12 protein-coding genes are annotated in these 13471 nt (G+C 58.3%); 5 read left to right on the top strand and 7 right to left on the bottom strand.

The annotated features are described in order from the left end of the window. Positions 1-8 precede the first annotated feature (8 nt). Positions 9-704 carry an ABC transporter ATP-binding protein gene (locus AC2FIO_RS16015; RefSeq protein ID WP_282120166.1) on the top strand — a complete coding sequence of 232 codons (696 nt, stop codon included), beginning with the start codon at positions 9-11 and terminating at the stop codon, positions 702-704. Further along, a complete protein-coding gene (locus AC2FIO_RS16010; RefSeq protein ID WP_496698853.1) occupies positions 701-3229 on the top strand; it encodes an ABC transporter permease in 2529 nt (842 codons plus the stop codon). Before AC2FIO_RS16015 ends, AC2FIO_RS16010 begins: the two co-directional genes overlap by 4 nt. Here the strand turns inward: AC2FIO_RS16010 and AC2FIO_RS16005 are convergent. Next, complete coding sequence (locus AC2FIO_RS16005) at positions 3226-3678, bottom strand: RrF2 family transcriptional regulator (protein WP_282169762.1); 453 nt, start codon at positions 3676-3678, stop codon at positions 3226-3228. The genes AC2FIO_RS16010 and AC2FIO_RS16005 overlap by 4 nt on opposite strands. A gap of 95 nt (positions 3679-3773) precedes the next feature. Between AC2FIO_RS16005 and AC2FIO_RS16000 the strand changes: the two genes are divergently transcribed. Beyond that, positions 3774-4343: a gamma-glutamylcyclotransferase family protein gene (locus tag AC2FIO_RS16000; RefSeq protein WP_282169763.1), complete on the top strand. Its 570-nt coding sequence runs from the start codon at positions 3774-3776 to the stop codon at positions 4341-4343. Between the two features lie 52 nt (positions 4344-4395). On the opposite strand, the gene gltX is transcribed toward AC2FIO_RS16000, so the two are convergent. Together gltX and AC2FIO_RS15990 are read right to left on the bottom strand one after the other, a co-directional pair. Further along, entirely contained in the window at positions 4396-5721 is a 1326-nt protein-coding gene (gene gltX / locus AC2FIO_RS15995; protein ID WP_496698850.1) for a glutamate--tRNA ligase, read from the bottom strand. 60 nt (positions 5722-5781) lie between these two features. Beyond that, positions 5782-6216 carry a DUF1801 domain-containing protein gene (locus tag AC2FIO_RS15990; RefSeq protein WP_282120161.1) on the bottom strand — a complete coding sequence of 145 codons (435 nt, stop codon included), beginning with the start codon at positions 6214-6216 and terminating at the stop codon, positions 5782-5784. A gap of 117 nt (positions 6217-6333) precedes the next feature. On the opposite strand from AC2FIO_RS15990, the gene AC2FIO_RS15985 reads away from it, so the two are divergent. Next, positions 6334-7266 carry an MBL fold metallo-hydrolase gene (locus AC2FIO_RS15985; protein ID WP_496698848.1) on the top strand — a complete coding sequence of 311 codons (933 nt, stop codon included), beginning with the start codon at positions 6334-6336 and terminating at the stop codon, positions 7264-7266. A gap of 4 nt (positions 7267-7270) precedes the next feature. On the opposite strand, the gene AC2FIO_RS15980 is transcribed toward AC2FIO_RS15985, so the two are convergent. The 3 genes from AC2FIO_RS15980 to AC2FIO_RS15970 form a co-directional block, all read right to left on the bottom strand. Continuing rightward, positions 7271-8599, bottom strand: coding sequence for an NAD(P)/FAD-dependent oxidoreductase (locus AC2FIO_RS15980; protein WP_496698846.1), 1329 nt, complete (start codon positions 8597-8599; stop codon positions 7271-7273). 154 nt (positions 8600-8753) lie between these two features. Then, positions 8754-9038 carry a hypothetical protein gene (locus AC2FIO_RS15975; protein ID WP_496698844.1) on the bottom strand — a complete coding sequence of 95 codons (285 nt, stop codon included), beginning with the start codon at positions 9036-9038 and terminating at the stop codon, positions 8754-8756. Positions 9039-9322: 284 nt separating this feature from the next. Beyond that, the gene (locus AC2FIO_RS15970; RefSeq protein ID WP_496698842.1) at positions 9323-10981 is read right to left on the bottom strand and encodes an NAD+ synthase; all 1659 of its coding nucleotides are present in this window, start codon (positions 10979-10981) and stop codon (positions 9323-9325) included. A gap of 147 nt (positions 10982-11128) precedes the next feature. On the opposite strand from AC2FIO_RS15970, the gene AC2FIO_RS15965 reads away from it, so the two are divergent. After that, on the top strand, positions 11129-12586 hold the full coding sequence (locus AC2FIO_RS15965) for an MORN repeat-containing protein (RefSeq protein WP_496698840.1): 1458 nt from the start codon (positions 11129-11131) through the stop codon (positions 12584-12586). A 5-nt stretch (positions 12587-12591) separates the two neighbouring features. Here the strand turns inward: AC2FIO_RS15965 and AC2FIO_RS15960 are convergent, their stop codons facing one another. Beyond that, a complete protein-coding gene (locus AC2FIO_RS15960) occupies positions 12592-13257 on the bottom strand; it encodes an SDR family NAD(P)-dependent oxidoreductase (protein ID WP_496698838.1) in 666 nt (221 codons plus the stop codon). Between the last annotated feature and the right edge of the window lie 214 nt (positions 13258-13471).

Genomic DNA, 13471 nt, shown 5'->3' with positions numbered 1-13471 from the left:
AAGTACCTATGACGACACCTGTTCTTTCGCTTCAAAATGCCGCTTTGTCGCTGGATGGCAATGCCGGCCGGGTCAATATCCTGCACGATATTACCCTGACCGTCGCAAAAGGCGAAACGCTCGGGCTTGTCGGGCCGTCCGGGTCCGGTAAATCCTCGCTGCTGATGCTGATGGGCGGGTTGGAACAGGCAAGCGCAGGCAAGATCACAGCCCTTGGCCAGGATCTGACTGGCATGGATGAAGATTCTCTGGCCCGTTTCAGACGCAATGCGATGGGGGTCGTCTTTCAGAACTTCCATCTGATCCCAACGATGACTGCCCTGGAAAATGTGGCCACGCCGCTGGAATTGGCGGGACACAAGGATGCGTTTCAACGCGCCGCGGCAGAACTTGACGCGGTTGGCCTGTCGCATCGCCGCGATCATTATCCGGCGCAATTGTCAGGCGGCGAACAACAACGCGTTGCACTGGCCCGCGCCGCCGCACCGCGTCCGCAGATTTTGCTGGCGGATGAGCCAACAGGAAATCTGGACGAAACGAACGGCGCGGCGATCGTCGATCTATTGTTCGGCCTGCGCGACAAACACGGTGCCACTCTGGTGCTTGTAACCCATAGTCATAGTCTGGCGCGCAGGTGCGATCGGGTGGTGCGCTTGCGCGACGGGCGGATTTCGGAAGACAGCCAGCAAAAGGCCGCGGAATGAGCCTTCGGCTGGCCGGGCGGCTGGCACGCCGTGAACTTCGGGGCGGGCTGCGTGGGTTTCGCATTTTCCTCGCGTGTCTTGCGCTGGGTGTCGCAGCAATCGCAGCAGTTGGGTCGGTGCGCCACGCGATCCAGGCTGGATTGGCCGAGGAAGGCGCGGCCCTGTTGGGTGGGGATGCGCAACTGGAATTCACCTACCGGTTTGCTACAAATGACGAACGCGCCTGGATGGACCAGACCGGAACAGCTGTCTCTGAAGTGGTCGATTTTCGCTCAATGGCCGTTGCAGATCAGGGCGCTGAAACGCAACGCGCGCTGACTCAGGTCAAATCGGTCGACGACACGTACCCGTTATTGGGATCTCCAGTTTTGCAGCCTGTACTGCCCCTGCCGGCGGCTTTAGGGACGCATCAAGGACTTCCGGGCGCAGTTATGGATCCGTCGCTAATTGACCGGTTGGGTCTTTCCGTCGGAGATCGCTTTGCACTGGGGACGCAAGAATTCATCCTGACCGCCGCATTGATCCATGAACCGGACGGGGCGGCAGATGGCTTTGGTCTGGGCCCTCGCACGCTGGTGCGGACCGAAGATTTGCAAGCATCCAGCCTGTTGGCCCCGGGAACTCTGTTTTCCACCAAGTACCGCCTGGCCCTGCCATCAGGAACCGATCTGCAAGATCTAGCGGTAGAAGCGCGTCAGAATTTTGAGGGCACCGGTATGCGATGGACTGATGCTCGCAACGGAGCGCCGGGGATTGCGGAATTCGTCGGGCGGCTCAGCGCATTTCTGGTTCTGGTCGGATTATCAGGCCTTGCAGTCGGCGGCGTCGGAGTTTCCGCAGCCGTGCGCGCCTATCTGTCCCAAAAGACAGAGACCATCGCGACGCTGCGCACACTGGGCGCTGACAAGGCGACGATATTCCAAACTTATATGATCCAGATCGGTGTCCTGTCGGGTATCGGGATCTTGCTGGGCCTTGCCTTGGGCGGGTTGCTGCCGCTGCTGCTGGCCCCATTGATTGAAGCCCGGCTGCCTGTACCGGCGGTTTTCTCATTTTATCCGGCACCGCTTGCTGAAGCCGCGTTGTACGGTTTACTGACGGCCTTTCTGTTCACGCTCTGGCCCCTTGCCCGCACCGAAGACGTCCGCGCCGCGACCCTGTTTCGGGATGCTTTGACCTCGGCGCGCGCGGTTCCGCGAGGGGTATACCTCATCGCAACTGGTTTCGGCCTCGCGCTGCTGATCGCATCAGCCGCCTGGTTCAGCGGCTCGGCGCGTCTGACGTTCTGGACTGCCGGAGGGTTGGTGGGCGCGTTGCTGCTGCTGTCCACGGCGGCCTATACGGTGCGCCGGCTGGCTCGGCTTTGCACCCCATCAGCGCGCGGGCGTCCGGCCCTTCGGTGGGCCTTGTCTGCCATTTCCGACCCACGCGAGGGCGCTGCATCCGTTGTACTATCTCTGGGTCTTGGGCTTTCGGTTCTAGCGGCCGTTGGACAGATCGACGGCACCTTGCGCAATGCAATTTCCGGCAACTTGCCGGACATTGCCCCGTCTTACTTCTTCGTCGACATCCAGAAGGACCAGATGCCGGGATTTAATGACAGGTTGACTACCGACCCCGGCGTCAGCCGGATCGAAAGCGCACCGATGCTGCGCGGGATCATCACACAGATCAACGGCAAACCCGCCCGCGAAATGGCAGGCGATCATTGGGTTCTGGATGGCGACCGGGGCGTCACCTATTCCGTCCGTCCGCCCGAAAACGCACGCATCACCTCGGGCGAATGGTGGGCCGATGACTATACCGGTACCCCACAGGTGAGTTTCGCAGCCGAGGAGGCGGAAGAAATGGGCCTGAAGCTCGGCGACCAACTGACCGTGAACATTTTAGGCCGGGACATTACCGCAGAACTCACATCAACGCGCGAGGTTGATTTCTCGAACGCCGGTATGGGCTTTATCATGTCGATGAATCCATCGGCCCTTGCAGGTGCCCCGCACAGTTTCATCGCGACGGTCTATGCCGAAGAAAAGGCCGAAACTGCAATTCTGCGCGATTTGGCCGGGAAGTTCCCCAACATAACGGCGATCCGGGTGCGCGATGCGATTGACCGCGTCTCGGGCCTGCTGGCGGGCATCGCAGCAGCCACGTCTTATGGCGCGGGTATTTCTCTGCTGACCGGCTTCTTGGTCCTCATCGGTGCTGCCGCGGCCGGGGAACCCGCGCGCCGATATGAGGCCGCCATCCTCAAAACACTGGGCGCGGACCGGCGGCGCATCCTGTTCAGCTTTGCCCTGCGCGCCGCGCTGTTGGGCGCGGCTGCTGGTGGCGTTGCGCTACTGACCGGCATCCTAGGTGGGTGGGCCGTTGCCACCTATATTTTCGACACGAAATTCTCGGTGATCTGGCCGTCCGCAATCGGAATTGTTCTGGCGGGCATCATCGTGACGCTTGGCGCGGGGCTGATCTTTGCCCTGCGTCCCCTGGCCGTCCGCCCTGCCCGCATCCTGCGTGCCAGCGATTAACCGGCGCGCGCGCAGGCAACCGGTTGCAGGATCTGCAGCAAAGGATCGTTGTCGCAGATCAGGGCGTCGAGCGTGATCTCGTCCAGTGAGGCATAGAAGACCTCAGCCGCGTCCTGAAGCGCCATCCGCAATCGACATGCATCCGTCAATGGGCAGGTGTTGTCGGCATCCGCAAAACACTCGGCCAGCGGCAGGTTGCCTTCGACATCACGAAACACCGATCCGATCCGGATCTGTTCGGCCGAACGCGCCAGAACCATACCACCGTTACGACCGCGTTGGGTGCTAAGATAGTCCAACTGGCTTAGCTGATTGATGACCTGCGCAAGATGGTTCTCGGAAATATTGCAGACTTCGGCAATCTCGGACTTGGTAACCAGCCTATCCTGATGAGCTGCACAATACATCAGCAGCCGTACCGCAATGTTCGTCCGTTTGGTTATCCGCATCGTGACCTCCCAAGTTTCAAGATGCAGACTTATTGCATGTCCGGCATAAAAGCGGTTTGACATACATCAATCGTCAGGAAAGGACGCACAGGCCCATGGCAGATCCCTATTTCTTTGGCTACGGCAGCCTTGTGAACCTTTCGACGCACGACTTTCCCGATCCGCATCCTGCCCGGCTAAAAGGCTGGCGGCGCGCGTGGCGACACACTGACCTGCGACCGGTCGCCTTTCTGACGGCAGTTTCGGACCCTGCGTCCGAAATCGAAGGCATGATTGCGCATGTGCCGAAAAATGATTGGATCGCCCTAGACAAACGGGAATGGGCCTATAAACGAATTCCCGCCACACAATCCGTCACGCACCCGGTAAAGCATGAGGTCGAGATTGCCGTCTACGCTGTGCCTCTTGACCGGCACAATGCTCCAAGCAATCACCACCCATTGCTACTGAGTTACATTGATGTGGTCGTGCAGGGATACCTGCGCGCATTTGGTGAAGACGGCGCAGATCGTTTCTTTGCCACCACAGATGGATGGGATGCGCCGATCCTGAACGACCGGGCCGAGCCCCGATACCCGCGCCATCAACAGTTGAAATCGGTTGAGACCGAATTCGTGGATGATCGTCTCAGCCTTCTCTCAACCCAGATTGTGCAGAACGCATAGAAAAAAGGCGGGATCGAATGACCCCGCCCTTCCTCATTCTATTGCCGTACACTCAGGCTTTTGCGCGGATCACCTGCAGCAGTGGCAACAGAATGGCCATCTCAGGCCCCCGCTCCATGCCGGTCAGCGCCTTGCGCAGCGGCATGAATAGCCCTTTGCCCTTGCGGCCGGTCGCTTCTTTAACCGTGCTGGTCCATTTGCCCCAGGTTTCGCCATCGAACGAACCTTCAGGCAGCAGCGCCATAGCCTCGGCGATAAACTCACGGTCCTCATCCGCGATCAGCGGCTCAGCCCCATCGCGACACAGTTCCCACCAGCCCTTGAGATCAGCCAAAGTTGTGATGTTCTCGCGTGCCATCGCCCAGAAGGGTTCGGCCAGATCGGCAGGAACACCAGCATCAGCCACGGCCTCGGCCACGTCGGCCAAAGGCAGGGACTGCAAATGCTTTGCCGTCAGCGGGAACAGGTCCTGCACATCGAACTTGGTCGGCGCGGCCCCGAAACGGTTCACATCGAAGCCTTCAATCAGTTCCGCCATTTCCGAGCGCAGCTCAACCGGGTCGGAGGAGCCCAGACGCGCCATCAGGCTCAGCAACGCCATCGGCTGCACGCCCTGTTCACGCAGATCACGCAGGGCCAGCGTGCCCAAACGTTTTGACAGGGCCTCTCCTTGAGGGCCGGTCAACAACGAGTGGTGCGCGAAACGCGGGCAGGTGCCGCCCAGCGCCTCGATGATCTGAATCTGGGTCGCGGTATTGGTCACATGGTCCGAGCCGCGTACCACGTTGGTGACGCCCATTTCGGTGTCATCCACCACAGACGCAATCGTATAGAGAACCTGACCATCGCCCCGGATCAGAACCGGATCGGACACGGATGCCGCATCGATCGAGATGTCGCCCAGAATGCCGTCATTCCACTCAATCCGCTCGTGGTCCAGCTTGAAGCGCCAGACGCCGTTGCCACGCTCGGCCCGCAGCGCCTCTTTCTCGGCATCCGAGAGGTTCAGCGCAGCGCGGTCATAAACCGGCGGCTTGCCCATGTTCAGTTGCTTCTTGCGCTTGAGGTCCAGTTCGGTGGGCGTCTCGAACGCCTCATAGAACCTGCCCATCTCGCGTAGTTTGTCTGCCGCTTCCGCATAACGGTCCAGACGATCCGACTGACGCTCAACCCGATCCCAATGCAGACCCAGCCACTCCATGTCCTGTTTGATTGCGTCGACATACTCTTCTTTCGACCGCTCTGGATCGGTGTCGTCAATCCGCAAGATGAACGTGCCGCCAGCTTTACGGGCGATCAGATAGTTCATCAAGGCGGTGCGCAGGTTGCCCACGTGGATGTAACCGGTGGGCGACGGGGCAAAACGGGTGGTTGTCATAGGTGTCTCCTGTTGGCGCGGCTCTTGTCACAGGATTGGCCAATTGTCCAGCAAAGGCGTTCAGGTCGGCTGGACCGGCCAGTGCCGATCCAAGTCCTTTAACCCGGCGCAGATCAGTTCAGACAGAACATTCGTGTCAATATCCGCCAGCTTGTTCACATAGAGACAGGACTTGCCCAGCTTGTGTTTACCCAGTCGTGACAGAATATCCCCGAAATCTGCATAGCCGGGCATGATGTAGATCGACAGAGCCGCTTTGCGCGGGGAAAACCCGGTTGCCAGAAACTCTCCTTCGCGCCCGGACTTGTAGCGATAATGGTAACGACCATAGCCCACAATCGACGCACCCCACAAAACAGGTTCAAACCCGGTCACGTGCCGAAAGAGGGCATCCAACTCCCGCGCATCATCTGCCTTCTTCACCGGTTGAACAGCCGCCAAAAAGCCCTCGACACTTTGCCCTGTGGGAACGGTTTTGTTTTTTGATCGCGCCATAAACAAAAATTAACACGTAATGTTCATCCACGCAGCCCATTTGAAAAGGGTATACACTGGCAAGAGACTCGCGCCGACCTAAACTCACTGAATGTTGTTCTGACAGGGAGAACCAAAATGACCATCAAATTGACACGCCGAGCGGCACTGGGTACCGCGGCAGCTTTGCCCTTTGCCGCAGCTGCAGCGCCGGTTCTGGCAGCCGGAGCTGAGACAAAGGCAAATTCAACCGTCGCCAAATCTTTTGCGTTGGGCGATTTTACCGTAACGACATTGCTGGACGGCAGCCTGCCGCGCGATGGCGCCCAAGAAATCTTTGGCGGCGGAGCGTCAGATGAAGACTTCGCGAAAGTCTCAGCAGACAATTTCATCTCGCCGGATGTCGCGCAGTTCTTCTTTACCCCGACTCTGGTCAACACCGGGTCTGAGCTGGTCCTGTTCGACACGGGGCTGGGGCAAGGTGGTATTCAGGCGGCATTGGCCGATGCGGGTGTGACACCGGATCAAATCAATGTCGTCGTCATCACCCATATGCATCCCGACCATATCGGCGGCATGACGACCAATGACGCGCCGACCTTCCCGAACGCGCGCTATGTCACCTCCTCTCCGGAATATGACTTCTGGGCGGCGCAGGACGCGGGCAATCGTGTCGGAGATCTGGTCGCGGCCAAGGTCACACCTTTGGCCGAGAAGATGACCTTTGTTGAAAATGGCGGCGAAGTCTCGTCGGGTATCACCGCTGTTGCAGCTTATGGCCATACACCTGGCCACACGGTGTATCATCTAGAAAGCAACGGGCAGCGTCTTGTTCTGACCGCCGATCTGGCAAACCACTATGTCTGGTCCTTTGCCCATCCGGAATGGGAGGTCCGTTTTGACATGGACAAAGCAGCCGCCACGGCATCGCGCCGCGACGTGCTGGGCATGCTGGCCGCCGACAAGGTTCCGATGATCGGCTATCACATGCCATTCCCGGCAGCTGGCTTCGTTGAACCCCGTGGCGACGGGTTCCGCTTTGTGCCGGTCAGCTACCAGATGATGGGATAGTACCCTAGTATCCCGGGTCCGGCCGCACCTTTGAACCATCCGTAAATCGGGACAGGCGAAAGGCGGCCGGATCAACGCATGGCGTGGTTTCACAAACCAGATCGGCCATTAAACGCCCCGCTCCGGGGCCGATTCCAAATCCATGACCTGAAAACCCCGTGGCGATGAACATCCCTGACATGGTATCGACTGAAGATATTACCGGAATGGCGTCCGGGGTGACGTCGATCAAACCTGCCCAGCTTTGAACGATCTCTGCCTGCTCCAGCACCGGGAACCCTTTGCGCGCGCGCGCCCATGTCCGCCTCAAGACCTTGGCCGAGGGCTCAGGATCCAGCACACGGCAATGTTCGAATGGCGTGACGTCGGTGTGCAACCATGTTCGGTCCTCACCGGCCTCTGCCGCCCAGCGTTTGGACAGCCTGAAACGCAAGGATCGCCATTCCTGTCGGAACGCCGGAACAAACTGCAGCGCAAGCCGAAAACTATCCGGGACAATATCAACCGTATTCTCGTGCCCGGATGCAATTGTATAACCGCCATCGGCCCTTTTTCGCATCGCGAAGTCATCTGACCATATTGCTGTTTCCGGCCCATTCACCAGTGAAGTGCGTAGGACCGTGTTGAGAACCTTAAGCTGTGGCAGGTCAATCCCCGCATTGCCCGCAAACAGCCGCGACCACGCGCCTCCGGCAAGAACCACCCGTGCACAAGCCACCCGACCACGTTCGGTAAACACACCTGAGACATAACCGTTCTCGACATCAACGCTGCGCACTGCGCAGTTGGTCATCAGGCACGCCCCTTTGTCTCGTGCGGCTTCAGCGATCGCAGGGGCGGCCCATTGCGGTTCAGCCCGTCCATCCCATGGCATGTGCAGGGCAACTTTCAACCCCGATTGATTGTAGGGCAGCAAGCCATCCAGTTCAGCACCCGAAACCATCTCAGCGCCAGTGTGCAGACCTTCAACATGGCGCATCCAGCGTTCAAGATTTGCATGATCCCGCTTCCCCGAGGCGCCAAAAAGGATGCCGGAACGCGCAAATCCGGTTTGGCGCCCTGTGCGTTGATCCAGATCCTGCCAGATCTGCTGCGCTTCTAGCATGAGCGGGATTTCCCGAGGGTCCCGCAGCCCCAAACGCACCCATCCCCAGTTTCGCGAACTTTGTTCGCCCGCAATATGGCCTTTTTCGCACAGCAAGACTGACGCGCCCCGCTCTGACAGCTCTAAAGCTGTTGATGCGCCGATGATTCCGCCGCCTATGACCACAACGTCAACAGACTTGGGCAGATGCAGATCAGGTTCTACAGGAGTTGGTTTTGGACCGGGCATCCGCCGCTCTTACTTCATTGCTCGGACTGCAATGAATGCGCGGTATCAGGCAATAGGCAACATACCGCCTGATGCATGGATCACAATTTTCACAAGCTGTGGTTATAGTGCCAGATTGATCTCTGGCACTGTTGGATTCAACAGGTCCAGGCCGTTAAGCCGCGCCGCAGAGTTCAGCCCACTTCTGACGCAATGTGGCTGTCAATCCGGCATCGTTGCCGGCCAAATCTTCGCCCATGCTTTCTTGTGAAGGCAGTTCAGGCAGAACCGAAGAGGCCACAGATTCCGCTGGTTCCGATTTTTGCTCTGACGACATCTCAGCCCCCAAAAGGTCGGCAATGGCAGAATCAACCTGATCTTCGTCTAGTTCATGACCCTTGGTTTCCATCGAACGCCACGGAGGTGGCGAGTGGAGTGGTCTATCGTATTGCTCACGCATTTTCACACCAAATCGTTAACACAGACACGCAATTCACGATGCGTAACAAACAAAACTCGATCATAAACATCGAGCCACTTAAGAATGCGCCGCATCTGCCCCACATGAGGCGGCAATTAAGCTAAAATGTGTCAGAAAAATGTCCTGATTTCAAGCGCGTTAAACGGCCTAAGCCGAATCTAGATATGCACTGTCCCCACCACAGGGACAATGAATAAAAGCGCGCCCTCAAGCACCCTTTTTGGAAACGATCGGAGACTTAAAAAAATACGCGTGGTTTCAGCTCAAGACCGTTCACGCCAACGATTCACAATCGGGTATCTGCGGTCCAGCCAGAAGGCTCGCTTGGTCAAGCGCGTACCTGGTGCGGACTGAAACCGCTTATATTCGCTGATATAGATCAGATGCTCTACGCGACGGGCGACATCTGCTTCGAATCCTGCTGCTTCGCAATCAGCGATCGAGCCATCGCGGTCGACCAGGATTTCTAGGATCGCGTCCAGTTCCGGGTAGTCCGGCAGGCTGTCACTGTCTTTCTGGTCTTCGCGCAGCTCAGCACTGGGGGGTTTATCAATGACCGACGGTCGGATCACCTCACCTTCGGGGCCCATCATCCAGTCACGGTGATTGGCATTGCGCCAGCGGCATGTTTCGAACACGCGCGTTTTATACAGATCCTTGATCGGGTTATAACCGCCATTCATGTCGCCATAGATGGTCGCGTAACCCACAGCCACCTCGGACTTGTTGCCCGTGGTCAGCAGCAGTTCGCCAAACTTGTTCGAGATCGCCATCAGCAGCAAACCGCGCAGGCGGGATTGGACGTTTTCCTCAGTCAAATCCGCCTCGCGGCCCGCAAACAACGGGGCCAGAGTGTCTGTCACCGCCGCCCGACTGTCCGAGATCGGAACATAGTCGTAATGCACGCCCAGCGCCTTGGCGACGGCTTCAGCGTCATCTAGCGAGGCCTGGCTGGTGTATTCCGACGGCAGCATCACGCAACGGACGTTTTCCGCGCCGATTGCATCAACAGCAATTGCCGCGACCAACGCAGAGTCCACTCCACCCGACAGCCCCAACAACGCCTTTTTGAACCCGGTCTTGCCCATGTAATCGCGCAGGGATTGGACCATGGCACGATAGTCCTGCTCCCATTCATCCGGCTGCGGCACAACTTCAGCAGGCAAAATACGCCAACCCTCATCACCGCGCTCCAAATCGACATGTGTTACGGCCTCATCGAAGACCGGCATTCGAAAAGCCAGTTCTCCGCCCGGGTTAAGGCCGAAAGTCGCGCCATCAAAGACCTGATCGTCCTGACCGCCCACCATGTTCAGATAGATCAGCGGTAAACCGGTCTCGACCACACGGGCGACCATATGGTTCAGGCGCACATCATATTTGTTGCGGAAGTAAGGTGAACCATTGGGGATCAGCAGAAACTCGGCCCCGGTCTCTTCCAGTGTTTCCGAAACATCCGGGTGCCAGCTGTCTTCGCAAATCGGGCTACCGATCCGCGAGTTGCCAACCGAGTACGGCCCCCCCAACGGGCCCGCGTCGTACAGGCGCACCTCGTCGAACACGGTTTCATTCGGCAAGTGATGTTTCAGCACCTTGGTGCCGATGCGACCGCCCTTGAGGATCAGGTAGGCGTTGAAAAGCTTACCGTCTTCCGTCCACGGACCACCAATTGCTATGGCGGGTCCATCGGCACATTGCGCAGCCAGCGACTGAACCGCCGCCATGGCCGCTTGATGGAACACTGGCTTCATCACCAGATCCTGAGTGTTGTAACCGGTAATGAACATTTCGGGGAAAGCCACAAGGTCGGCACCAGCTTCGCGCCCCTGCTCCCACGCCGCAAGCGCCTTGTCCAAATTGCCTTGGATGTCCCCAACAACGGGATTGAGTTGTGCCAGAGTAATGCGGAAACGGTTGGCCATGCTGCCCTCTTGCCCTCGTCAGTCCTAATGCCATTTAGCAGATCGCACCGCGAGTGAAAGTCAAATGCGGCAAAACACGTTGCTCTGTCCGCACGGGTATCTTAGTTTTGCTTTAAAACGTGACAACCGGGCAAGGCAGGAAAAACCATGAACGCTATCCGCATTTCTTTGGCCGCCACGGCGATGGCTTTGCTGGCTACATCCGCCTTCGCGCAGGACGGACAGGTTATCGTTGCGGATGATGATGTTGGCGGCGTGTACGAGGGCACTTTCCTGAACGGCCTGCGACACGGCGAGGGCACTTACCGCCTGCCGAACGGGTTCGAATATGTCGGCGAATGGGTCGAAGGCGAAATTCAGGGCAATGGCATAGCGCGCTATGTCAACGGCTCGGTCTATGAGGGGATGTTCGCGAAGGGGCAACCCGAGGGGCAGGGCAAGATCATCTACCCCGACGGCGGCAGCTATGAGGGGGACTGGGCCGAAGGGTCAATCAACGGAACCGGAATTGCAAAATACACCAACGGCGTCCGTTACGAGGGCAGCTTCAAAGACGCCCGCTATCACGGCAAAGGCGTCCTGACCGACCCCAGCGGTTACGTCTACGATGGCGACTGGAAGGATGGCGTCAAGCACGGCGAGGGCAAAATCACCTCGACGCAAGGCAGCATCTACGAAGGGCAAATCAACAACGGCTTGCGCGATGGCCAGGGTACTCTGACCGTTCCGGATGGCATGACATATACCGGTGATTGGTCTCAGGACAGCATGACCGGCAAGGGCCGCTTGTTGCAGGCCAATGGCGACCTTTACGAGGGCGATCTGGTTGATGGCCGCCGTCAGGGCAATGGCAAGGCCACATATGCCAACGGTGCGACTTATGAGGGCGAATATGCCGATGACCGCCGCCACGGAAAAGGTCGCTTTCTTGGGACCGACGGGTTTGATTACACCGGCGAATGGGTGGACGGCCAGATCGAAGGGCTGGGTGAGGTCACCTATCCTGATGGCGCGACCTATACCGGTGATTTCAGCGCAGATCTGCCGCATGGCAAAGGCGTTCAGACCTATCCGGATGGCACCGTCTATGACGGCGAATGGACGGCTGGCATCTTTGAGGGCAACGGCAAGGCCACGTATCCCAATGGTGTTGTTTACCAAGGACAGTTCAAGAACGGTCTGAGCCATGGCACGGGCGTTCTGACATTCGCGAACGGGTATCGGTACGAAGGCGACTGGGTAGATGGCGCCCGTCAGGGTAAAGGCAAGGCAACATTTCCCGACGGAACATCCTATGAAGGTGATTTCCAAGACGGTCAGCGTCACGGCGAGGGAACTATCAAAACCCCACGTGGATTCAGCTATACCGGCGGCTGGGCCGAAGGCAAAATCAGTGGTCAGGGTGTGGCAACCTATGCCACCGGTGACGTGTACGAAGGCACCTTTTTGGATAACAAACGCCACGGCAATGGCACGATGCGTTATGCCAATGGCCTGGAAGAAACCGGCGTTTGGGAAAACGGCGTCCTACCCAGTGAGAACGTAAGTGCGCCCGACGCGACAGATACCGAAACCGAGCCTGATACATCCGCCTCTGACGGGTAATCAAGCTACCAGGGCACTGGCTTTCCCGCCCAGTCAAAAAACCCACCCGTATCAGCCGCATTTAACGCGGCTGATACGGATAGCAGGTTCCGGGCGGCCTCATCAGGTGCAACCGCAGGGTGCCGCCCGACATATTTCCGGGTGAATGCTGTCGTGACCGTACCGGGGTGCAAGGCGACGCAGATCGCCTGTTTATGGCTCCGGGCAAGCTCGATCGCGGATGTGCGCACAATCTGGTTCAGCGCCGCCTTGGACGCCCGATAACTGATCCATCCACCAAGCCGGTTGTCACCGATCGACCCCACTCGCGCAGACAACACGGCAAAGACGGCACGCCGGTCGCGCGGCAGCAAGCGCGCGGCATGCGCAAGAACTAACGCAGGTCCGACCGCATTCAGCGCGAACTGATCCATCATCGCCGGCGCGGTTAGCAGTCTGATGGTTTTCTCGGGGGTGGCACCATTAACCTCAAGAGCGCCAGCCGCGACCAGGATCAGGTCGAACGGGCCGGAAACGCCCGCCAACGTCCGATCTACGATCTCGGGGTCGGTCAAATCAAATCCGTCCTGTGACCGGGACAATGTGGTGACGTCGACCGACTGTTGCCGAAGCCTGTCGGCGATTGCACCTCCGATCCCACCCGAGGCGCCGATGATAAGTGCTGTTTCCATGCGGGTTGAACTAGCCGTCGGCAATGCGTGATCAACACATGTGGGAAAAAAGAAATCTCTTCATATGCCGGAGGAAAATTCGTTCTTTTCATTCCCGCCGCGCGATGTATAACCTCAACCCCATGATCAACCGCGCAGATATCCTGATTGCCGACACCGCCCTTCGCGGTGCGTCGCTGCGTGGCCTACTGATCCTAATCCGCCTCTGAGCGTG

The sequence above is a fragment of the Ruegeria sp. CDSB086 genome, from assembly GCF_059611065.1.
This window is presented reverse-complemented; position numbering and strand designations above follow the sequence as displayed.

Bases quoted from the DNA above. Each gene is read 5' to 3' on its own strand.
- AC2FIO_RS15975 (WP_496698844.1), bottom strand. From the start codon at position 9,038: ATGCGTGAGCAATACGATAGACCACTCCACTCGCCACCTCCGTGGCGT.
- AC2FIO_RS16005 (WP_282169762.1), bottom strand. From the start codon at position 3,678: ATGCGGATAACCAAACGGACGAACATTGCGGTACGGCTGCTGATGTAT.
- AC2FIO_RS15980 (WP_496698846.1), bottom strand. From the start codon at position 8,599: ATGCCCGGTCCAAAACCAACTCCTGTAGAACCTGATCTGCATCTGCCC.
- AC2FIO_RS15970 (WP_496698842.1), bottom strand. From the start codon at position 10,981: ATGGCCAACCGTTTCCGCATTACTCTGGCACAACTCAATCCCGTTGTT.
- AC2FIO_RS16015 (WP_282120166.1), top strand. From the start codon at position 9: ATGACGACACCTGTTCTTTCGCTTCAAAATGCCGCTTTGTCGCTGGAT.
- AC2FIO_RS15960 (WP_496698838.1), bottom strand. From the start codon at position 13,257: ATGGAAACAGCACTTATCATCGGCGCCTCGGGTGGGATCGGAGGTGCA.
- AC2FIO_RS15990 (WP_282120161.1), bottom strand. From the start codon at position 6,216: ATGGCGCGATCAAAAAACAAAACCGTTCCCACAGGGCAAAGTGTCGAG.
- gltX (WP_496698850.1), bottom strand. From the start codon at position 5,721: ATGACAACCACCCGTTTTGCCCCGTCGCCCACCGGTTACATCCACGTG.
- AC2FIO_RS15965 (WP_496698840.1), top strand. From the start codon at position 11,129: ATGAACGCTATCCGCATTTCTTTGGCCGCCACGGCGATGGCTTTGCTG.
- AC2FIO_RS15985 (WP_496698848.1), top strand. From the start codon at position 6,334: ATGACCATCAAATTGACACGCCGAGCGGCACTGGGTACCGCGGCAGCT.
- AC2FIO_RS16000 (WP_282169763.1), top strand. From the start codon at position 3,774: ATGGCAGATCCCTATTTCTTTGGCTACGGCAGCCTTGTGAACCTTTCG.
- AC2FIO_RS16010 (WP_496698853.1), top strand. From the start codon at position 701: ATGAGCCTTCGGCTGGCCGGGCGGCTGGCACGCCGTGAACTTCGGGGC.